The following is a 23,619-nucleotide window of genomic DNA, read 5'->3' on the forward strand; positions in this document are numbered from 1 at the left end:
GATTCCGTTGACACAGCTTTCTTTTTTCAATTCTTTCCGAAAAGTATATTACCCTTTCTTCGACTTGCGGTATTCCCGTGGCGACATTCCCATGATTTTGCTGAATAGGCGGGAGAAGTAATAAGTGTCTTCTATACCTATCTTATAGCATATCTGGTTAATTTTCATGTCTGTTGTGTCGAGCAGCAGACAGGCTTGTTGTATTTTTAATAGGTTGAAGTAAGTCAGTGGGCTATGCCCCGTTTTCTTTTTGAACAACATGGAGAAATGGGAAGGAGAATACCCGATTTGGTCGGCTAAATCCTGTAAGGTGAGATGTTTCTCCATGTTTTCTTTCATATAATGAATCGCCAGTTCGCTTACATTTTCGTCTTCCTGCGAATCATTGTTTGCGGCGTTGCGGTATTGCTGTATATATCGTAATGTTCCCAGGTAGAAGTGGAACATGGAGAATGCATAGCGCAAGTTTTCATTGCTATATCCATTCTTCAGTGTGTTAAATATTTCTTCGAACAGGTTAATCCGGGTACTGATGCGCGAATGTAGTTCGGGCTGGATGTCCATCGGTCTGCCGGCTTCCTGTGCATAAAACGGTGCAAGGATACCTTTGAAGTGTATCCAGTAAATAGTCCATGGACACGATTTGTCGGAAGCATAGGCATGAGGAACTCCCGCAGGGAGAATAAAATACTGGTTGGCGGATACCGTATATTCCTGTTCGCCGATGCGGTACCATCCGGCTCCGTCTATACAATAGATAAATACATATTGGTTAATGGGCTCTTTCCGTTCCCGAAAATGATGTTTGGCTTTCGGATAATATCCGATGTCGGTGATGTGTAGCATGGAAGTAAGAGGGTCTTCTTCCATTTTGTCAATGATAATGCGGGGAAGCACTAAAGCTCTTTCCCCGGTAAATCCATCTTTCAACTTTACCATAATCTCATAGTATTTGATTCGACTGTTCTGCGCAAATATATAACAATGTATGTTATCTGTCAAATAATACATTAAAAATAAGATTGTCCATCTTTATAAAATGAAATTCTATTTTTTGTCTACTCAACCACTCCTATCTTTGCAATATTAATTAATCAATCTTCTAATAGTATGAAAAGTTATAATATGAAATCTTTCTTGTTTATAGTATTATTAGGAATTTCCAGTATTTCTACTGCCCAAAGTTTGTTGGACTTGAGTGGAAACTGGGGATTGGCTTTAGATAGTATGAATGTGGGAGAAAAAGAGGAATGGTATCTGAAATCCTTCTCTGAGAGTATAAGCCTGCCCGGAACTACGGACTTGGCTCAAAAGGGGAATCCCAACCAGCTTGTCCCCAAGCTGGAAAAACCGCAGTTGCTTCGTCTGACTCGTAAGAACTCTTATGTAGGAGTTGCCTGGTATAACCGTGAGATTGATATTCCTAAAAGTATGGCGGGACAACCGTTGGAGTTCTCTTTCGAAAGGGTTCTGTGGCAGAGTCGCCTGTGGATTGACGGAGAAGAAGTGGCGGGTGCGCAGGAAAGCTTGATTGCTCCCCACCGGTTTGTCTTACCGAAAGGTCTGCCGGCAGGTAAACATATGATAACTTTGCGTATTGACAATCGAAAGCGATATGATATTTCTGCGAACGACTTGGCGCATGCCTATACCAATGACACTCAGATTATGTGGAATGGAGTGTTGGGTAAAATGAAACTGACCACCCGGCAGAAAATCAGTATTGAGCATGTGAATGTTTATCCTGATGTCAGGAACGGGAAGATACGCGTGGCTGTTGCCTTGGAGAATAGCGGACACAAACCGGAGAAAGTGAAACTTACTTTGCAGGTCGGGCAACCCGGTGTTGGACAGAAATTTGAAGAAAAAGAATTTCAGGTTACACTGAAAGGAGGCAGGCAGAAGCTTGAATATGACTGTCAGTTGGGTATGGATATAAAGAAATGGAATGAGTTTACTCCTGAGTTATATAACTTGTCTGTTGTTTGCCGTTTTGACAGGAAGAAAACCGAACGGAAAGATGTTTCTTTCGGGATGCGTGAGATAGATAACGGTCAAGGTATCCTGACAATCAACGGCAATCGAATTTTCCTGCGCGGAACATTGGAATGTTGCATTTTTCCTCTGACGGGCACTCCGCCGATGACTGAAGAAGGTTGGATGAAAGTCTTTACTACGGCTAAGGAGTGGGGACTGAACCATTTGAGATTTCACTCCTGGTGTCCGCCGGAAGCGGCATTTAGTGTTGCGGATAAGTTAGGTTTCTATTTGCAGGTGGAACTACCGAACTGGTCTTATACTATCGGTAAGGATGAGGCTATGACCAAGTTTCTTTATGACGAATTTGACCGGATTATCGAAACCTATGGAAATCATCCGTCATTTTGTATGATGAGTGTCGGTAATGAGCTTCAGTATGACTTTAAATTGCTGAATGACATGGTCAGATACATGAAAGGGCGAGATAGCAGGCGCTTATACACAACTTCTACTTTTACTTTTGAAAAAGGACATGGAGCGAAACCGGAGCCGGAAGATGACTTCTTTGTTACGCAATGGACGGATAAAGGCTGGGTGAGGGGACAAGGTATTTTCGACCAAGAGCCGCCTTGTTTCTATAAAGATTATAGTGCTGCCATGCAGGATATGAATGTGCCTCTTATCTCTCACGAGATTGGGCAGTATGCGGTGTTTCCGGATCTGAAAGAAATAGAAAAATACACGGGAGTATTGGAACCTCTGAATTTTAAGGCTGTTAAACAGGATTTGCAGAGGAAAGGATTATATTCGAAAGCGGGAGACTTTTTGGAAGCATCGGGAAAATTGGCGGTCTTGTTATACAAGGAAGAGATAGAAAGAGCGATGAAGACTAAAAAGTTCAGTGGTTTTCAGTTGTTGGATTTGCATGACTTCCCGGGGCAGGGAACTGCATTGGTCGGACTTTTAGATGCTTTCTGGGATTCAAAAGGGCTGATTGAACCATCTGTTTTCAGGCAGTTCTGTGCGCCGGTTGTTCCGCTGGCTCGTTTCGCCAAAGCCACTTATTCGGGAGATGAGACATTCGCTGCATCTATTGAAGTTGCCAATTATTCGGATACGGCTATCGACAATAAACGGATATTGTGGCAGTTGGTCGATGAAGCAGGGACGCAAATTTCAAACGGCAGACTGGATGTTGAAAGTATATCCAAAGGAAACGTGACACAATGCGGGGACATTCGTGCTGAACTTAAAAGTGTGCGTAAAGCTTCAAGGTTGTATTTCACAGTATCCATCGAAGGCACTCAATGGAAAAATACATGGTCGGTTTGGGTATATCCTCATATCGAGTCATTGAATGTCGGAGATGTCCTGCTGACGCAGAATGTAGAAGAAGCTCTGGCAGCATTAAATCAAGGAAGAAAAGTATTGCTTTCTCCCAAAGTAAATTATCTGAAAGGATTGGAAGGGAAATTTCTTCCCGTCTTCTGGAGTCCTGTTCATTTTCCAAAGCAGGCAGGAACAATGGGACTTCTGTGCAATCCTCGGCATGCAGCTTTGCGGCACTTCCCTACGGAAATGCATAGTAACTGGCAATGGTGGAATTTGGTGAAAAGGTCGAAGGTACTTGTTGCCGATTCGTTGCCACCGGTTGAGCCGATTGTGGAATCTGTTGATAATTTTACGAATAACAGAAAACTGGTGTCTGTCTTTGAAACCAGATGTGGAAAGGGCAAACTGATAGTGAGTGCTATGGATATTCTTTCCGAGGGAAGTGACAAGCCTGAAATACAACAGATGCTTTACAGTCTGGTTACATATATGAATTCAGAAAGTTTTGCTCCCCGGACGGTGCTTGGTGAGAATGATATCAGAAGCCTGATACTAAAGAATGAAGGTGAAATAATAGAAACAAAAGCGACATCCATTTATAGGGGATTGGACTAGAAACAAAGGAATGTCGGGTGTTAATTAATCTTCTTATGATATGAAAAGTTATAATAAAAAGTTTGTCTATTTTATCTGTTTAGTCTCTGCGATGGGCGGACTTCTCTTCGGCTACGACTGGGTGGTGATAGGGGGAGCGAAGCCTTTCTACGAACTCTATTTCGATATTGCCGATGTACCCGCCATGCAGGGACTTGCCATGAGCGTGGCTTTGCTCGGTTGTTTGATTGGCGCTATGGTGTCAGGCATGATGGCAGACCGTTATGGACGTAAGCCTCTCCTGATAATTTCTGCTTTCATATTCTTGTCTTCAGCTTATGCTACCGGAGCGTTTTCCGTATTTAGTTGGTTTTTGGCAGCCCGTTTCCTGGGCGGTATCGGAATCGGAATCGCTTCGGGACTTTCTCCCATGTATATTGCCGAAGTAGCTCCTACGTCAATCAGGGGAAAACTCGTTTCGCTGAATCAATTGACGATTGTACTCGGTATCCTTGGCGCTCAAGTCACTAACTGGCTGATTGCAGAACCTATTCCTACAGACTTTTCTCCTGTGGATATTTGTGCTTCATGGAACGGGCAGATGGGATGGCGATGGATGTTCTGGGCGGCTGCCTTCCCTGCTGCGATATTCTTGTTGTTGGCATGCTTCATCCCTGAAAGTCCCCGTTGGCTGGCGATGAAAGGAAAAGAAGAAAAAGCATGTAATGTGCTTAGTAAAATAGGCGGTGATGATTATGCCGACCGGGAACTTCGTTTGGTGGAAGAAACCGGTTCCTCGAAGTCGGAAGGAGGATTGCGGTTATTATTCAGTCGCCCGTTCCGCAAAGTACTTGTTCTTGGCATTATTGTGGCGGTGTTCCAGCAATGGTGCGGTACGAATGTTATCTTCAATTATGCGCAGGAGATATTCCAGTCTGCAGGATATTCGTTGGGAGATGTTCTCTTTAATATTGTGGTGACGGGTGTGGCAAATGTAATCTTTACTTTTGTGGCTATCTATACAGTTGAACGCTTGGGACGCCGCGTCTTGATGCTGTTGGGAGCCGGAGGGCTGGCAGGCATCTATCTCATTCTCGGCACTTGCTATTTCTTCGAAGTAAGCGGATTCTTTATGGTGGTACTCGTCGTTTTGGCTATCGCTTGCTACGCGATGTCTCTAGGGCCTATCACTTGGGTATTGCTTGCCGAAATCTTCCCTAACCGGGTGCGTGCCGTTGCGATGGCAACCTGTACGTTTGCTTTGTGGGTAGGTAGTTTCACGCTGACATATACTTTCCCGTTACTGAATAATTTCTTGGGAAGCAGCGGTACATTCTGGATTTATGCAGCCATTTGTGCTGTTGGCTACCTGTTCTTCTTTCGTGCGTTGCCCGAAACGAAAGGCAAATCACTGGAAGCATTGGAAAAGGATTTAATCAAATAAATAATAGCAGGTTGGCAAATTAACAAGTAAGTAAATAGGTATTGGATACCATCATCAATCAGGCAGGGAGAATGTAAAATCTCCCTGTCCCTGACCCTCTTTATCTCTTGATTTCTTTGTCAATGAATAAAAAAACAAATTTATAATCAATAATACGATGGTAAAAGCATGGAAAGAAAAGGTGGTTATCCCTACTTATGAAGTAGGCAAACCGGAGAAGAATCCAATTTTCTTGGAGAAGCGTGTGTATCAAGGCAGCAGCGGGGTAGTTTATCCTTATCCTGTGATTGAATCGATGTCCGATGAGAAAGTGGATAAGGAATACAATGCTATTTTTATCGAAAACGAATACATCAAAGTGATGATTCTACCTGAGCTAGGCGGACGTGTACAGATGGCATACGATAAAATCAGAGAACGTCATTTCATTTATTATAATCATGTGATAAAGCCTGCATTGGTAGGGCTTGCCGGACCGTGGATTTCAGGCGGCATTGAGTTTAACTGGCCTCAACATCACCGCCCCAGCACCTATATGCCCGTAGATACGACTATTGAGGAAAATGCTGACGGAAGTGTCACGGTATGGGTGAATGAAATGGAACGTATGTTCCATCAGAAAGGAATGGCAGGATTTACGCTTCGTCCCGGACATGCGTTTCTTGAAATCAAAGGGGTGCTTTACAACCGTACCGAAGTGCCGCAGACCTTCCTGTGGTGGGCAAACCCTGCCGTAGCGGTGAACGATTATTATCAGAGCGTATTCCCGCCCGATATCAATGCCGTGTTTGACCATGGAAAACGGGCCGTATCCAGTTTCCCCATCGCAACGGGTACTTACTACAAGATGGATTATTCTGCCGGAGTGGACATCTCGAACTATAAGAATATCAAGGTTCCTACTTCCTATATGGCCGTCAACTCCCGCTTTAACTTCGAGGGTGGATATGAGAATGATACCCATGCCGGCATGCTTCATGTAGCCAACCACCACATTTCTCCGGGCAAGAAACAGTGGACTTGGGGAAACGGTGATTTCGGCCGTGCATGGGATCGTAACCTGACCGATGAGGATGGGCCGTACATTGAACTAATGGCAGGTGTATATACCGAAAACCAACCGGACTTTACCTGGCTGCAACCTTACGAAGAAAAGAGTTTCGTCCAATATTTCCTGCCTTATCGGGAATTGGGAGTGGTGAAGAATGCCAGCAGGGACTTGCTGATGAACATTGAACCGGAAGGGGAGGACAGTGTTCGTTTCAAGATATTTGCTACTTCACGCCAGACGGTAAACGTCGTCTTGAAAGGTGAAGACGGGAAAATATATTATAGTGAGGAAGTGACTGTCACTCCGGAAGAACTGCTGGATGAAACAGTAAATGTGAAGGGTGAGAAACTCAACAAACTGATTCTTGAAATCACGGCAAACGGAAAGGAACTACTTTATTGGCATGCGGAACCGGAAGAAGTGAAACCTATTCCCGACGCTGCCGAAGCAGCCCTGCTACCGGAAGAAATAAAGACTACCGAACAGCTTTATCTGACCGGCTTGCATTTGGAACAGTACAGACACGCCACATACAATCCCGTAGAATACTACGAAGAAGCATTGCGCCGTGACCCGATTGATGTGCGTAATAATAACGCGCTTGGTCTGTGGTATATCCGTAAAGGCCGTTTCCATAAAGCGGAGCAATACTTGCTTACAGCCGTAAAGACCTTACAGAAACGTAATCCGAATCCATACGACGGAGAACCGATTTATAATCTCGGTCTTGCCCTGAAATATCAGGGACGTTACAATGACGCTTACGACCGTTTTTATAAATCTTGTTGGAATGCCGCCTGGCAGGATGCGGGATACTTTGCCTGCGCGCAGATTTCTATCCTACAGAATCGTTTGGAGGATGCACTGGACGAAATAGACCGTTCGCTTATCCGCAACTGGCATAATCATAAAGCCCGTGCTCTGAAAACTGCTATTCTCCGCCGGATGGACAAAACCGAAGAAGCCCTGCAACTAATTGAAGATTCATTGGTTATTGATAAATTCAACTTTGGCTGTCGTTATGAGAAGTATCTGATTACGAACGTAGCCGATGAACTGGCTGTTATGAAAGAGATGATGCGTGGCGAACCTCACAACTATGATGAAATAGCTCTCGACTATTGTGCCGCAGGTTGTTGGCAGGAAGCTGCTTCCTTATGGAATATAGCCATTGCCGAAGGTATCGTTACTCCGATGACTTACTATTATTTGGGTTGGTGTCTGCACCAGGGAGGGCTGTCCGGAGTGAAACAAGCATTTGACGACGCAGTCAAGGCATGTCCCGATTACTGTTTCCCCAACCGGTTGGAAGCAATTCTTGCCTTGCAATGTGCCATGGAACAAAACCCGGACGATGCAAGAGCTCCTTACTATTTGGGCAATCTTTACTACGACAAGCGCCAGTACGACTTGGCTATGAAGGCATGGGAAACTTCCGCAAGACTGGACGATAGCTTCCCGACTGTATGGCGTAACCTGGCTCTGGTATTCTTCAATAAGAAAAATGAGGAAGCAAAAGCCATCGAGTGTATGGAACGAGCTTTCTGTCTTGACCCAACCGACGCACGTATCTTGATGGAACTCGACCAACTTTACAAACGTGTCCGTCGTTCACACAAAGAGCGTCTTGCTTTCCTACAACTATATCCTGATTTGATTAAGCAGCGTGATGACCTGATACTGGAAGAAATCACCTTGTTGAATCAGACAGGAGAGTACGAAAAGGCGAAATCGGTATTGGATGCACATAACTTCCACCCCTGGGAGGGTGGTGAAGGAAAAGTGCCTGCCCAATATCAACTGGCTCGTGTGGAATTGGCAAAAAAAGCATTAGCTGTCGGTGATAATAAAGAAGCAATATCATTATTGGAAGAATGTCTGAAATATCCGCATCATCTTGGTGAAGGCAAATTGTATGGTGCACAGGAAAACGATTTTTACTACTTTCTGGGTTGTGCCTACGAAGGATTGGGACAACAGGACAAGGCTGCGGAATGTTGGGAACAGGCAATCATTGGACCTACCGAACCGGCTGCCGCCATGTACTACAACGATGCAAAACCCGATAAAATATTCTATCAGGGTCTGGCATTATTGAAGCTCGGGCGTATGGATGAGGCTAACGGTCGCTTTCATAAATTGACCTCTTACGGCGAAAAACACTTGTTTGACAAGATTAAAATGGATTATTTTGCAGTATCTCTACCCGATTTGTTGATTTGGGAGGATGACTTGACGATAAGGAACGTAATTCACTGCAAATATATGATGGCATTAGGATATTGGGGACTGAACCAGAAGGAGAAATCCGTCCGGTTATTAAGTGAGATAGAAAGATTGGATATTAATCATCAGGGGATTCAGGCTTTCCGGAACCTGATAGGATAGGAACATTATTAGGGAAGTACAAATTCTCGAGTATTCTCACTACTATGAGAAAAAATACTCATAGTAGTGAGAACTTTTTCTCATTGCAATGAGAATTTTTTCCCATCGTGGTGAGAATAATCCCTTGTCTGAGTAGGCTGTGGCTAGCTTTTTTCGTTAGTTATCCGTAAGTTACGGCACGAACTTTATGCACACAGGCTTGTCTACTTTAATATCCTTCTGTATATCGGTCAATAATCCCGTATCCGCATCCCTTTCATAAACCTGAATCGCATTACTATCCCTGCAAGCCACCAACAGATATTTTCCATTCGGTGTAATGATGAAGTTGCGCGGATGAACCCCTGTCAGTTGATAACCTGTTTTCGTTAACTTCCCGTTTTCGGAGTCGATACGGAAGATAGCGATACCGTCCGCCTTCAACCGGTTACTGGCATATAGAAACTTTCCGTCCGGGCTGATATGAATATCGCCGCTTCCTTTTGCTCCGACTGTGTCGGCGGCTATTGTCTGAATCTCTTTCAAGTTTCCATCCTTATATTCGAAAGTGATTACCGTGCCCGAAAGTTCGTTTATCAGATAAGCATAGTTACCATTCGGAGCAAATGTCAGATGCCGGGGGCCTGAACCTGCTTTCACTTCAAAGGCGGCAGGAGAGCCTTCTTTGAGGAAGCTTTCTTTGTTCTCTGCATCCGCTTCCGGGTGAATGATAAACTTATGTATCTGGTCTGTCCCTAAATTATCGGCAAATAGGTATTTACCATCCGGCGTGATACGGACACAATGCAAGTGTGACTTTTCCTGCCGTTCTTTGTCGGCTCCCGAACCTTCGAATTTTATAATATCGGAAGCGGGCAGGAGTGAACCGTCTTTGGCGATGGGAAAAACGGAGATGCTGCCGCCACTATAATTGGCGGTTATCACATTCTTTCCATTCGTAATCATATAGCAAGGGTCTTCACCGCCAGTCTTCTGTGAGTTCAGTAATTTGAAAGTCCCTTTTTCTTTATCGAAGGCAAATGCGTTGGCGGTAGCCTGTTCATTATTGAATTCACTGACTGCATACACAAATTTTCCGTCGGCAGAAGGTACGAGATAAGAGGGATTTTCTACTTCTGCTTCACTGAGTGCAGTGGCTGTTCCGGTTTCTTCGTCGAAACGAAAGCTGTAAATTCCTTTACTGTCTCCTGCGGTATATGTACCTACGAGCATTGTTAACTCTTGATTCACTGGTTCGGAACTTTCAGTCCGGGCAGCTTTTTTTGATGTGCAACTGATGGTGGTCATACTGATTATACAGATAGTGGCGATAAATTTTATCATATGGATGGTTCTTGTATTGATTTTTACTTCTTTAATTGAGGTAGTTTTACCTCTGCTATCCCTACCCGGTCACTACCTAATACAATGCGTAAATCGCTGGCGGTAGTACCTTGGAAACGGAAGTCCAACAGTTTGTTGTACTCTTTCACAGTGCCGGAATATACAGTGAGGAATTGCCCGCCGCCACCGGATAGTTGTATCTCGAAGTCTGTCTCCAGTCCGTTCTCGCGGGAGAAGGCAATGGATACCCCGTCTATTTTAGCTCCGTTCTGCAAGGCAAAGGTAATGTAATCTCCTTTATTGCCTTCCCAGGACGTAGTTAAATTATTATCAATTACCTTATCGGCTGTTTCTGCGTTGGTGCTGGCGCTGACAGGACTACTGTCTTTGCTCGTATCTGCGGCCGGTGTTTGCCCCGGTTCAACAACAGTCAGCGTTCCGTTCAGGCGAATATCCGTAGAAGAGGCTCCTAGCATGAATGTGAAATCACCCGGTTCTACTACCCAATGCATATCGGCATTCAATAACTCCAGTGCCTTGCGGTCGACGGGGAAAGTGATTTCTTTTGTCTCGCCCGGTTTCAGATGTACCCGTTCAAATCCGGCGAGGTTCTTCTCATAAGTAGTGACGCTGCTCAGTACATCACGCACATACAGTTGCACTACTTCGTCTCCTGCCCGTTTTCCGGTATTGGTCACTTTACAAGAGACATAAGTCTTTTGGTTGGGAGTGATAATGGCCGGAGAGATTTTCAAGTCGGAATATTCGAAAGTGGTATAACTTAGCCCGTATCCGAAAGGATATAATGCACTGTTGGCGCGAGACATATTGCCGTCCGCTCCTGGATTCTTGCCGCCGTCAATCTGGGAAGAGGGTTTGCAAGGGAAGTTGAAGGGTATTTGACCTACGGTTTTGGGGAAAGTGACAGTCAGTTTACCACCGGGATTATAATCTCCAAAGAGTATATCTGCTACTGCTATCCCACCTTTAGACCCCGGATACCATGCTTCAAGAATAGCCGGGACAAACTTGTCCGCCCAATTGATAGATAAGGGACGTCCGTTGATAAGAACCAGCACGACAGGCTTGCCGGTAGCCACTACCGCTTTTAGTAAATCGAGTTGGCGGCCGGGTAAGTCGAGACTGCTGCGGGATTTGTTTTCCCCGCACGTGCGTTGTCCACCACCTAACACTACGACAGTTACATCTGCCTGTTTTGCCTGACTGACAGCTTTATCTATTTCTTTTTGTTCTTCATCCGTCAGAGGATAGTCAATCAATTCGGATTCCGGCCAGTTGGCATCTACCAGGTCGCAGCCTTTCGTATAAAGTACATCCGCTTTGCCTTTCATCTTTTCCTGAATACCTTTTAGAACAGAAGTAACCTCTACTGCCAAAGGACCGTAATGAGTCAGCGCATACGAACGTTCATCCGCATTCGGCCCGCAGACTGCTATCTTTCGGATACTTGAAGCATCCAGTGGCAACACATTCTTATCGTTTTTCAAGAGTACGATAGATTCGCGGGAGGCTTGCAGAGCGACTTCCTCGTTTTCTTTCTTTTCTACTTCTTCATCCGCTCCTTTCAAATCAGTCTGATAAGGATTATCGAACAAGCCGACAAGGAACTTCACTCTCAGAATATCACGTACACGGTCATTGATGACTTCTTCGCTCAATCCGCCTTCTTTCACCAGCTCCCTCAACGGCAATACATACGAATCCGGCGAGCGGAACGTACAACGCACATTCAGTCCGGCTTCCACACTTTGGCGAACAGCTTCTTTCATATCTTTGGCAGTCCCGTGTTTGGTATAAAGATATTCTACAGCATCACTGTCCGAAACCACATACCCACGGAATCCCATTTCACCGCGCAAGCGGGTAGTCAGCCAGTAATAGCTGCTCTGAATCGGAAAGCCGTCATAGTCGTTATAAGAGCTCATCACACCGAGCAATCCCGCTTCGCGGATAACCCTTTTAAAAGGATAGGCATGAAGCATCTCCACTTCGCGCGGTGACATCTGCGGGTCTACACGAGCCATTCCTTCGCGTGCTCCTTTGTTGTTGCTATAAGCGATGAAATGCTTTCCGGTAGCTGCTACCTGGTGATTGTGCTGCATGCCTTTCACCATTTCTATTCCTAATTCCGCAACCAGATAAGGAGATTCCCCATATACTTCTTCATAGCGTCCCCACCGCTGGTCGCGTCCTACATCGAGTATCGGGGCATATACATTAGTATATCCCAGCATGCGGGCTTCACGTCCGGTAATCATTCCTACCTGGTGAATAAGTTGCCGGTTCCATGTATGTCCCAATCCCAGTTGGGTCGGAAAATTGGTAGCCTTATAACTCTCCACTCCGCGAATTCCCTCGTTCGTAAAGTCTGTAGGAATCCCGAGCCGTGTTTCTTCAACGAAGAAACGTTGTACTTCATTCAGCGCCCAGGCATGTTTGGAAGCCGGCCATACATATTCGTTGTCCGACGGTGGAAGCCCCCATTGTTGGAAGCCGTTCAGATGTTCGTCGATGGCACCGATGCCGTCTTTCCAGAGTAGGCTTTTCCATTCGGGAGTAGGCAAATCATCTTTCAACACCCGTTTATATCCGTATAGAGTCACCATCTGGCAGGTTTTCTCTTCCAATGTCATCCGGCTGAGCAAATCTTCTATACGTGCATCGATAGGTGCTGTCGGGTCTTCATAAGTATCTTTAACGCCATTCTTATTGAAATCTATCCATCCTTTCTTGTACATTTCCGTACGGACGGGTTTATAAACATCAGGTATTCTAGTCGTTTTCTGTGCCGGGAGGAGTGCACAACTTCCTAGAAATAAGCTGGTAAGTAAAAGTTTCTTCATAATATTTTTTTGTGTTAAGAATAAATTTACCCCGTAAAGATAGTGCTTTGATATAATATTTGCTAACGTCTTTTCGTAATTTCGAAAACATTTCCTATCTTTGTACCCTTGGAAAGCGTTCTGGACAATCGCTATTCTGTACGAATGATAATTTGGGGTTGACTGGATTTGACAGCGGGCAGAAATGGTAGGTAAGCATGCAGTGGGTCGGTAATTTCCACTTAAATCTCAGTTATCAAAATTTTATCTGGCGAAACTAATTACGCTCTTGCTGCTTAATCGAATCACAGTAGATTAGCTTAATCCAGGTACTAGGTGCCAGGACGAGACATCACTCGGAAGCTGTTGCTCCGAAGCATTCCGGTTCAGTGGTGCAGTCACATCGGGGATAGTCAAAGGCGGTCTCGCACTTTTGATGAAACTTTAGAGGATAAGGCAGGAATTGATGGCTTTGGTTCTGTTCCTGCACGAAAATTTAGGCAAAGATAAGCATGTAGAAAGCTTATGATTTCCTCGTTTGGACGAGGGTTCGATTCCCTCCAGCTCCACAAAGTCTAAATAATAGGTTTGATAAGTTCCTGAATTTTAATAATTCAGGAACTTTTCTTTTTTTAATGCCCCCTCTTTTACTCTCCCAACTATTTAAAGTACTGATGATTGTCGGAATTCTAAAGCTATCATGATTAATTATAATAAAAAAGTTTTTTGTTTTTGAATATTGGAATATATTTGCAACGCATTACAATTAAAAACAACGAAAGCATGACCGCCTCTAATAAAATGGATGATAAAGTTCTGTGGGATCTTTTGATAAAAGGTGATCAAAAGGCTTTGGAGATACTTTATCAAAGATATTATCTTCTTCTGTTGAATTATGGCTTGAGGTGTAGCACAGACAGGGAATTGGTAAAAGACTGTATTCAAGACCTTTTTATAAATTTATATCAGAATACTCGTATCAATGTTACTAGCGTAACAGTTCGTTCTTATTTGTTAAGGGCCTTAAGGAATAATCTTACTTATAAATTAATGTCAGATAAAGCGGCCGATTCATTGGATAATTCAGTTTTCCATATTCCGGTCAATGAAGACCTGTTTGACCAGCTATTTCCTAAAAATGATCGTGATGTATGGTTAGCTCACCGTCTATTAGAGGCTATTTCGCAGTTATCTCCAAATCAAAAGACAGTTCTTTATTTACGTTATGTGGAAGACCTTTCGTATAGAGAGATTGCCGATGTCATGAATATGAATATACAATCATCAATGAACTTATCCAGTCGGGCCTTGGCGAAATTACGTAGTTTAATGGTTCAAGATGCATGTGCGTTAGGTGTATGTCAATTGTTCCTTATAAAAATAGTATTATCTATAAAATAGCAGTGATTATATCAGCTTGATTATTAGATGAATATAAAAACGACTGCACTTCTCCTAAACTTTCTTTGAAAAAAATGCTCGAATAGTGAGTAGGTTTTTCTTTTAATGCCATTCTAATTATAAAAGAGGATAAAAATGAAATATAATAGAATGGATATCAGAAACACTATACGCAATCTTATAAATTATTTCAAAATGCAGAATGAAACTCCTTCTCAAGAGGAAATGGCTGAGATATGGGGCAAAATTAAAGAAGGCATTGAAAAGAAAAAACAAAGAAGGAAAAAGAAATATATACTTGTAACATTAGCTTCTGCTGCTGCATTTGTTGGCTGTATATGGGTGGGGGGTGAATGGTGTTCTTTAAATGATAAGCCGGATATTTCCATAATAGCAGCCCAAATGTCAAATGAAACTATAGAAGGAGAGGATATCCGTTTAATTGTCTCTCAGGAAGAAGTTCTTCATGTGAAGAAAGGAGCTACGGTAGCTTATTCACAAGATGGAATTGTGAGTGTGGATAAAGAAAAGGTTACTAAGAATACTACGGAAGACCTATACGACCAGATAATTGTTCCTAAAGGTAAATATACCCGTTTGATTCTTGCTGACGGTTCTAGTTTGCATATTAATGCAGGTACAAAAGTGATTTATCCCAAGCTTTTTGAGAAAAAAAAGCGTGAAATCTTTGTAGATGGGGAGATTTTTATTGATGTAAAACGGGATGAGTCTGCTCCTTTTATTGTGAAAACGGCACAATTTGAAGTACAGGTATTGGGAACTGCTTTTGATATAAAGGCTTATAGTAACACATTCGAAAATGCAGAAGTGGTCTTACTGCGTGGCAAAGTAAATGTGAAAAGCAAATCGGGTAAAGAGATGTCTCTTTCTCCTGATGACAAAGCCGTAATTTTATCTGACGGATTGATTGAAAAATCTTCGGTAGATGCAGAAGAATATACACTTTGGACTAAAGGTATATTGTCTTTGAATAATGATCCGTTGGATGTAATCCTGGCAAAATTGAGCAGATATTATGGAGTTGATATTCATTGTACGGATAAGATTTCGGATATAAAAATAGCGGGTAAAATAGACTTGGAATGTGGAATAGATGAAGCACTGAAAAGAATATCCGTTACAGGGAGATTCTCTTTTTCAAAACAGGAGAACGTTTATATGTTAAAGCCTCTAGAGACAATTGTACAATAAAATCTGAAACTGAATGTTTAATCTTAAAAAAGGAATACATATGATAACATGAAAACTTTGTTTAATTAAAAATCCGGGCAATACCGCAAATATTGCCCGGATCAAGTGAAAAACACCAGATTCTGGTATTATATCAATCTTACAAAATTATGGAAATAAAGTTGAAAAACACAATCATAATGAATCGATTAACGAAAATTATGTTTGTACTGGGATTCTTATTGACTTCTGTATGGAGCTATTCGAGTAATTCCCTATACGCACAAAATCAAAAATTCACTTTTGAATTTAAACAAACTTCTATTAAAGCGATTTTTCAGTATATTGAAAAACATAGTGAATTTATTTTTATGTATCGTACAGATCTACTTGATACATCTAAAAAAGTATCTGTAAAAGTAGAGAAGCAGAGTGTGGAGCAAATTCTTGGGCAGGTACTGAAAGGAACGGCTATCACTTATGAGATAAATGACCGTCAGATTATTCTGAAAAAAAGTGCAGGCGAACAAAAAGCAGTTCCGCAACAAGCCAAACAGAAACAACTGATCCAGGGGCTTGTCAGGGATGAGAAAGGAGAAGTGATTATTGGAGCGACGGTTCAAGTAAAGAATATGGGAATCGGTACGGCTACCAACATGGACGGGAAATTCACGATTGCCGCTGACGATCCGGGAATATTAGTTGTTTCATACGTTGGTATGACAACTAAGGAAATAAAGCTCCAAAAAGGAACTTCATATTATAGTATTACTTTGGAGCCTAATGCAATGTTGGATGAAGTTGTGATAAATGCCGGTATTATTTCAAGAAATAAACTGGGTTTTACGGGCTCATATACCACTGTCAGTCAAGAGGAATTAAAATCCGTAGGTGGTATAAACCTGGTTCAGGCATTAAAGTCCCTAGATCCATCCTTTGTAATAATGGATAACAATCTGGCAGGTTCAGACCCTAACAACATGGCTACAATCACCATGCGCGGCGGTACTACCGTTGACTTCAAAACGGACATCGACGATTACAGTGCCAACTCCAATCAGCCTTTGTATATCTTGGACGGGTTTGAAACTACACTTGAAACCATTAATGACTTGGACATTAACCGCATAGAATCCATTACTTTACTAAAAGACGCCGGTTCTACCGCTATCTACGGTGCGAAAGGTGCCAATGGTGTAGTGGTAGTAGAAACCTTAAAGCCTAAAGAAGGTGAATTGATGGCCAATTATAGCGCAAATTTCCAACTTGCAATAGCCGATCTCAGTGCATACAGTATGATGAATGCAGAGGAAAAACTAGAGTTTGAAGCATTGGCCGGACGTTATGGAGATTTGAATGATTTCCTGAATAACAGCAGCAATATCAAACTTTATAATGATAATCTGGTACGCTTGGCACAGGGCATAGACACTTATTGGCTTAAAGTACCCATACGGACTGCATTCACACATGACCACTCTTTAAATATCTCTGGTGGTTCCAAATCTATTTTATACCAGATAGGTGTTAATTACAGAAAAGTAGAAGGAGTCATGAAAGGCTCCGACCGTGAATCATTCGGTGGAAACGTACGGGTAAGCTATCGTACCGGTAGAGTAAATATCGCCAACAACTTGACCGTGGGCATTACCAATTCGGATAACGGTAACTGGGGCTCTTTCCAGTCCTTTGCCAATGCGAATCCGTATTTTAGAATGCAAAATGACGACGGAAGCATTCCAATGATGTTGGATGAGATTAAAATCATGAACGGTCAGACCGATACCCATTCAGCTTCTGCTGTCAACCCTTATTATAATGCGATGCTTTTTGGGTATAACAATAGCGGTTCTTTCAACTTAACTAATAATACCTCATTCGACTGGTTTATAAACGATCAATGGAGATGGCAGGCATCGTTAAGTCTTTTTACAACCAAAGCGGACTCGGAATCATTCAAAGATCCGCGTCACAGTGATTATAGAGATCAAACCGATTATACGAAAAAAGGAAATTATAATAGTTCGTACAATTCGGACTGGGGATATCGTGCCAATACTAGCATCAGCTACGGGCAATCGTTTCTGAAGTCACACAACCTGACTTTTATAGGAAGAGCTGCCATAGAAGAAATGAATAAAAACGGTAAGAACTTCTCAGCGACCGGTTTTCCCGAAGGAGTGATGGGTATTCCAAGTTATGCTACCGGTTATCCGGAAAACGGCAAACCCGGATATAACATAAGAAAGAACAGATCGGCTTCTTTCTTGTTGGCATTCAACTACAATTATAAGTATCGCTACCTCTTTGACTTCAACTACAATTTAGACGGGGCAAACTCTTTTGGGAAAAACAAGAAATTTCAGGATTTCTGGTCTGTAGGATTGGGATGGAATATACACAAGGAAGCTTTTGCGGAAAGTTGGAAATGGTTGCAGGAATTCAAACTTAGAACGACGTATGGAATCAACGGTAACCAGAATGTAAGTAATGTAAATGAAGATGTTTACCAATACTATCCCGGCAATGATGTTTTCGGCTTGGCTTCTTATTTGAGCCAATATGCTAATCCCGACCTGAAATGGCAGATTGCCAAGAAATTCTCGGCAGGCTTGAACTTTACAACGATCAACAACCGTTTGAATGTTACATTTGATGTGTATAAGACAAAAACAAATCCTTTGGTAGTTAGTCTGGCACAACGCCCGTCTACTGGTGTGGGAAGTCTTCCTATCAACGTAGGCTTTCTGGATACGAAAGGAATGGAGTTTAAAATCAATTATAACATCATCCGAAATACAAAAGAACGGATTTTCCTACGCGTTGGATTAACCGGTTCGACAACATCTTCCAAGTATGGCAATTTTGATAATAAACTGGCAGAACTGAACCGGGCATATCAAAGAGCTTCTGAAGAAGAAGGAACAAACGCCAGTCAGAACATCAATTCACTGCTCCAATATGAAGATGGACAAAGTCCTTCCACCCTATGGGCGGTACGTTCGTTAGGAATTGATCCCGCCACCGGAAATGAAATATTCTTAACTAAAGATGGTAAGCCTACATTCACTTATAATGCGGACGACCGTGTGCCTATTGCAAATAGTAATCCGGATATTCAGGGAGTCTTCAATACAAGCTTCACATATAAAAGATTGGAAGTTTCTATGTTCTTCCGTTACAAATTGGGTGCTTACAACTTCAACAGGGCTCTGTATCAAAAAGTGGAAAATATAGGAAAGACCTCTTTGGTATATAATCAAGACCGTCGTGCCTTGTATGACCGCTGGAAACAACCCGGAGACATTGCCCAATTTAAGAATATCGTGGCAGGTTCTACTCCCAATACGCCGGTTTCATCCCGTTTCATACAAAAAGACAATCAATTTCGGGGAGAAAGCTTTAAAATCTCCTACGATTTCACCAAAGACAAGTGGATCAAGAAACTGTATCTCAAAGATTTCAGAGTCCATTTTTCCATGCAGGAGTTATTCGTGATAAGTTCTATGAAGCAGGAACGTGGATTGGATTATCCTTTCCAACGATCATTTTCGGCAGGTATCAGTGCAAGATTTTAATTTAAACAAATGAAAGAAAAATGAAAGCAATCAAATATAATCTCATTCTATTGCTGGGTATGCTGTTTGCAAGTTGTAACGATTGGCTTGATATAGCACAATTGGGAAATGAGACAGAAAAGACCCAGTTTACTACGCTCGAAGGTACGGAGAGAGTACTGAATGGTTTTTACCGTGAAATGATGTCTTCCAATTTGTACGGTGCTTATTTAAGTCAGACCGCTATCGAAGCTATGGCCAATCGTTTTGTTTATAATGACAGGGGAATCAATACCTCTGAAAATGCGGCTACGATGATTGAAGAATTGAGCAACCACAGATACACAGAAGCCAATATCGAATCTGTTTTCAGCGCTATATGGAAAAGTGGATACACGTTGTCTTTCAGAATAAACAATTACTTTAAATCAATCGCAGAGATGAATCTTCCGATAGATACGGACAAAAAGAATATTCTTTTAGGAGAAGCTTATGCAATCCGCGCATATATTCATTTTGATTTATTCAGAATCTTCGGCAAAACTTATGAACCGAAAAACTTGCAGGAAGAGCGGTTGCCTTATAATGATTTGGATTTTACTGACAAATCAGAAGAAATAGTCAATAAATTGTATTCTTTACGGGAAGAAACCACAGAGAACTTCTTTAAGAAACTGCTGAAAGATATTCGGACAGCAGAAAGCCTGTTGGAAAAATCAGATCCTATATTAACCAATCCTGATGCTGTCACGGCGGATTTGGTAATCGATGATTTTTATATGAATAGAAACCGCAGGATGAACTACTATGCCGTATTTGCGCTTAAGGCCAGAGTATTGCAATATATGGGTAATACCGAAGAAGCGGCTGCGGCTGCCGAAGAAGTACTTAAGGCGGTAGGAGAAGGAAAACCATTCCAATGGCATACAGCTTTGCGTGAAGCTGACTATACATTCTTTTCAGAAGTGATATTTGGAATCCACTACTTAAATATGTACACAGACGGAAATAGCCGTTACTATGGGTCAAAAGTTTTAAGCGGGTATTTTGTTTCCCAACAGATGCTGAATAATTATATGTTTGCCAAACCTTCCGGGCATGATAATCCGGATGTGGCACTCGGTGATTTCAGAAGAGAGTGCTGGACGGAAAATAACGGAACTGACGTAGGGACAGGTACCAACATATTTGGCGAAGGGAGTGGAGTAACCAAGGTCTTTGTCCAAAAACGCTTTAAAGAGCCGGCAAACTCAACAACACAATCGAAAGCATATCAACAGCCCCTTATCCGTTTGGCAGAGATGTTTTATATTATTGCCGAAGCTAAAGTTGAAGCCGGGCTTTACGATGATGCCGTAGCAATGTTCAATGAACATATGGAACGCAGAATGGTCAATGAAATCTATCGTTTCGGTCATACCAACAACCCAATCGATACCAGTGATCCCGAAATTAAAAATGCTTTAATGGATTTTATCCGGAAAGAATATTACTGTGAATTTGCCGGGGAAGGACAATTGTTTTTCTTCAACAAAAGGCGACAACAGAATACATTCTGTGATTCGAATACCGCAAATTCAATGTTGCAAATTCAGGATAAAGAAAAAGCGTACATCATAGACATACCGATTATAGAAACTAACATTTAGATGCATGATTATGAAGAAATATATAGTATTAAGTTTATTGGCTGCCTTTTTGATTGCATGCGAACATGAACAGGTGGTAAGCTATTCTGTGCAGGATCGGGTCTACTTTAAACACGGAGATAATGGTAAAGTAGATTCTATGTATGTGAATTTAAAAGAGATGAATACCGTTGAATTTAAAGAAGACTCTATTGTTGATATTGAAATCTCATTATTGGGGGGGATTGCCGATATCGACCGTCCTATCAATGTGCAGCTTAAAGACACAGTCATTGCCGATGGAAAAAAATATATGGCAAAAAAAGGAGCCGATTTTATAATCAAGCAGGCATTTGTAGCAGCGGGAGCAAGTAAAGGTATCGTTCAAGTACAACTATTGAATTCCGGCAAATTGAAAAACAATGGGGATACACTGATTGCCTACCTTAAACTACTGGAAAATGATATGTTCCTTACAGATTATAACAGGCAAAAAGGAAATAGAGATAAAGAGATCAAAAATAGTACGGAATTCAGAGTCTTTTATTTTTCTTCAATAAATGTTCCGCCACGCATGTGGGAAGAATTCTATCATGAAAGTTCAAGAGTCGGAATGAAGGCTTATCTGGGAGAATATACCCCTCAGAAACTAGAAATATTTCTGGCAGCTACCGGACTGTCACTTGCTTCTTTAGAGTATACCCAAGAAGAACTGGATGCACAGCCCGATAAGGAGATTTACAAGAAAGCCGAAAGGATATTCAACAACAGATTTGGTGGAACAAAAATATTCGCCAGATGGAAAGCATTGGTGCAATTCTATTTACAAGATAATGAAGATAAATATCCGGAACCCATTCAATGGGGAGTTTGGTGGAATACACTTCATACACCGGCAGTAAATTAAAAGTTTAAGGTAGATAAATAAATAAGAAGTAATATGGAAAAGAAATTTAATCTATTCAATACGAGTGTACTTCTGTTGAGTGTGCTCCTGTGTCTCTTTTCATGCAATGAAGACAAAGGGAGTTATGATTATTCGGAAATTAATGATATTGACATAGCAGAGTTTAAGGTGAAAGATGCCATCGGTGATTATATCAGCATAGGAGAAAACGAGGAGTTTTACAATGTTACTGTAGAAGCGGGCGACAATCTGGTATTAATACCGGAATTAGCTTTCATATCAGACGATGAGGCGGATTATTCATTCAAATGGTATGGTTATCTGCGAGGTAAGACCAAACCAGAAGACGCTCAAGTTATTTCTGAAGAGAAAGATTTTATGCACCCTATGGCGGAAGAATGGGGTATGGAAACCACATCTCAATCGGGAGTCTATTCATTCACTTTTGAAGCAGTCAATAACCAAACCGGAGTCAAGAGAATATGGATGTTCAGGGTCAGCGTACATTCCCGTGCAAAATACGGATATGTGGCTCTATGTAAAAAAGAAAACGGATTTGATGTTGATGTAGTAGCTAAGAATGAATTGAAATATCATTTAGTGACTGATTTATTCAGCAGTATCAAGAATCTGGACCTTTCGGCCGAACCTTATGGTATCGAAGCGTTATGGGACATCACAGCACCCGAAGTAGGGCGGGATAATTACGCATTTTATGTATTGACGGACAAAATTACAACCCGGCTTGCTCCCGGTGATTATTCATATGATGACAAATATTCCATTTCATCCATAATAGAGCCATGGTCTCCGTTGGCCAATCAGAATGTAGTAGCCAAAAAAATAGTGGCGAGAGGTCCCAATACGGCAGGAATCCAGACGCGTGCTTATTTCCTGTATAACGACGACTGGTATTTTCAAAACACGAGTGGTTCCTGGTATTATATCGATCAACCGATCAACCGTATGCTTGTATATAATGATGAAGGACAAATAATCGAAACGAAGCATTACAAACCGGCTCCGTTCGTTGCTATGAATGCAAACAATACTAACGGTGTCAGCGTCTTGTACAATGAGACTGATAAGAAATTTGTCTTTCATAAGTTTAATAAGCCTGATAAACGTAACGATATCTTTTACACACAGGATATCAAAACTGAACTTAATGATAAAATGATGTTCACTGACGCGGAAGTGGCAGACCCTCACGAGAAATTGGTATATTTGGCTGATGACATCCGGAGCCGGACTTATAGTAGCACCTCTCACTCGGTAGTACAAGATAATTTTGCTATTTTCCAAGGTTCCCAAGGGGACTATCGGGGTGTGCTGTTCAGAACAGACAATAACGGGGTGACAACAGCCGGATTCAGCAGGTTTTATTTCCCCTCTGTGTTGACGAATAAGAATATTAAAATCTGGTTTAAGAGAGCATTGACCCTATACTGTGTAACAGATGACAATACCATTTACAAATTTAAATTGCAGGGATTGACAGTAAACAACCAGTTGCTGCCTCAAGGGAAAGGCGATGGCTTTTGGGATGCCGGGGGCAAGGGCAGCTATGAAGATGTAACCGGCAAATTCACAAAAGACGGATATACAGAGGTTACTTGCATGAAATCTGTAGATGACCATAATCTTGGAAGTATGAATTCCTCATACTGGTTGAAAATACAACAATCACGAGGATCAAAATATGGAACAGTAATTGTCGGCACAGTGAATCCTAACTTGCCCAAGGGTAAAAATGGCAAAATGGAGTTTTTCCAATTTAATTATACGGAAAACGATCTGGTGCCTCGCTTGCTTCCTTTAGCCGGAACGGAAAATGAGAAGACCAATGTTTTCACTGGAGTAGGCGAAGTGATAGATGTGGTATATAAGGGTGGATTAATCACTCCGACAGTTAATGATTCGCAACCCGATCCACTCATTTAAGGCTAAGGCACAGGATGCATACAGGTGCATCCGATT

The 23,619-nt window shown here is 42.1% G+C and carries 12 protein-coding genes and 1 other RNA gene; 10 read left to right on the top strand and 3 right to left on the bottom strand.

Features of this window, described 5'->3' with window-relative positions:
- Window positions 1–48: 48 nt before the first annotated feature.
- The gene (locus tag BQ7997_RS20700) at window positions 49–939 is read right to left on the bottom strand and encodes an AraC family transcriptional regulator (RefSeq protein WP_073348487.1); all 891 of its coding nucleotides are present in this window, start codon (window positions 937–939) and stop codon (window positions 49–51) included.
- 171 nt (window positions 940–1,110) lie between these two features.
- Between BQ7997_RS20700 and BQ7997_RS20705 the strand changes: the two genes are divergently transcribed.
- The 3 genes from BQ7997_RS20705 to BQ7997_RS20715 all read left to right on the top strand — a co-directional run bounded on the left by BQ7997_RS20705 (window position 1,111) and on the right by BQ7997_RS20715 (window position 8,789).
- Window positions 1,111–3,927: a sugar-binding domain-containing protein gene (locus tag BQ7997_RS20705; protein WP_083589318.1), complete on the top strand. Its 2,817-nt coding sequence runs from the start codon at window positions 1,111–1,113 to the stop codon at window positions 3,925–3,927.
- A 40-nt stretch (window positions 3,928–3,967) separates the two neighbouring features.
- Window positions 3,968–5,350, top strand: a complete 1,383-nt coding sequence (locus tag BQ7997_RS20710; protein WP_073347872.1) for a sugar porter family MFS transporter — start codon at window positions 3,968–3,970, stop codon at window positions 5,348–5,350.
- A gap of 157 nt (window positions 5,351–5,507) precedes the next feature.
- Complete coding sequence (locus tag BQ7997_RS20715) at window positions 5,508–8,789, top strand: DUF5107 domain-containing protein (RefSeq protein ID WP_073347873.1); 3,282 nt, start codon at window positions 5,508–5,510, stop codon at window positions 8,787–8,789.
- A gap of 171 nt (window positions 8,790–8,960) precedes the next feature.
- Here the strand turns inward: BQ7997_RS20715 and BQ7997_RS20720 are convergent, their stop codons facing one another.
- Together BQ7997_RS20720 and BQ7997_RS20725 are read right to left on the bottom strand one after the other, a co-directional pair.
- Window positions 8,961–10,112: a lactonase family protein gene (locus BQ7997_RS20720; protein WP_073347874.1), complete on the bottom strand. Its 1,152-nt coding sequence runs from the start codon at window positions 10,110–10,112 to the stop codon at window positions 8,961–8,963.
- 23 nt (window positions 10,113–10,135) lie between these two features.
- Window positions 10,136–12,976, bottom strand: a complete 2,841-nt coding sequence (locus BQ7997_RS20725) for a beta-glucosidase (RefSeq protein ID WP_073347875.1) — start codon at window positions 12,974–12,976, stop codon at window positions 10,136–10,138.
- Between the two features lie 154 nt (window positions 12,977–13,130).
- Here BQ7997_RS20725 and ssrA point away from each other — a divergent pair.
- From ssrA to BQ7997_RS20760, 7 genes are all read left to right on the top strand, one after another.
- Window positions 13,131–13,527: a transfer-messenger RNA gene (gene ssrA / locus BQ7997_RS20730) on the top strand.
- 160 nt (window positions 13,528–13,687) lie between these two features.
- A complete protein-coding gene (locus BQ7997_RS20735) occupies window positions 13,688–14,356 on the top strand; it encodes an RNA polymerase sigma factor (RefSeq protein WP_235817334.1) in 669 nt (222 codons plus the stop codon).
- Window positions 14,357–14,491: 135 nt separating this feature from the next.
- On the top strand, window positions 14,492–15,568 hold the full coding sequence (locus BQ7997_RS20740) for a FecR family protein (protein ID WP_083589319.1): 1,077 nt from the start codon (window positions 14,492–14,494) through the stop codon (window positions 15,566–15,568).
- 350 nt (window positions 15,569–15,918) lie between these two features.
- Entirely contained in the window at window positions 15,919–19,125 is a 3,207-nt protein-coding gene (locus BQ7997_RS20745) for a SusC/RagA family TonB-linked outer membrane protein (protein WP_159436785.1), read from the top strand.
- Between the two features lie 20 nt (window positions 19,126–19,145).
- Complete coding sequence (locus BQ7997_RS20750; RefSeq protein WP_073347878.1) at window positions 19,146–20,753, top strand: RagB/SusD family nutrient uptake outer membrane protein; 1,608 nt, start codon at window positions 19,146–19,148, stop codon at window positions 20,751–20,753.
- A gap of 10 nt (window positions 20,754–20,763) precedes the next feature.
- A complete protein-coding gene (locus tag BQ7997_RS20755; RefSeq protein ID WP_139260940.1) occupies window positions 20,764–21,639 on the top strand; it encodes a hypothetical protein in 876 nt (291 codons plus the stop codon).
- A 33-nt stretch (window positions 21,640–21,672) separates the two neighbouring features.
- Window positions 21,673–23,583 carry a PKD-like family lipoprotein gene (locus BQ7997_RS20760; RefSeq protein ID WP_073347880.1) on the top strand — a complete coding sequence of 637 codons (1,911 nt, stop codon included), beginning with the start codon at window positions 21,673–21,675 and terminating at the stop codon, window positions 23,581–23,583.
- Window positions 23,584–23,619: the final 36 nt, after the last annotated feature.

The organism is Bacteroides congonensis, assembly GCF_900130125.1.
GTDB classification, from domain to species: Bacteria; Bacteroidota; Bacteroidia; order Bacteroidales; family Bacteroidaceae; genus Bacteroides; species Bacteroides congonensis.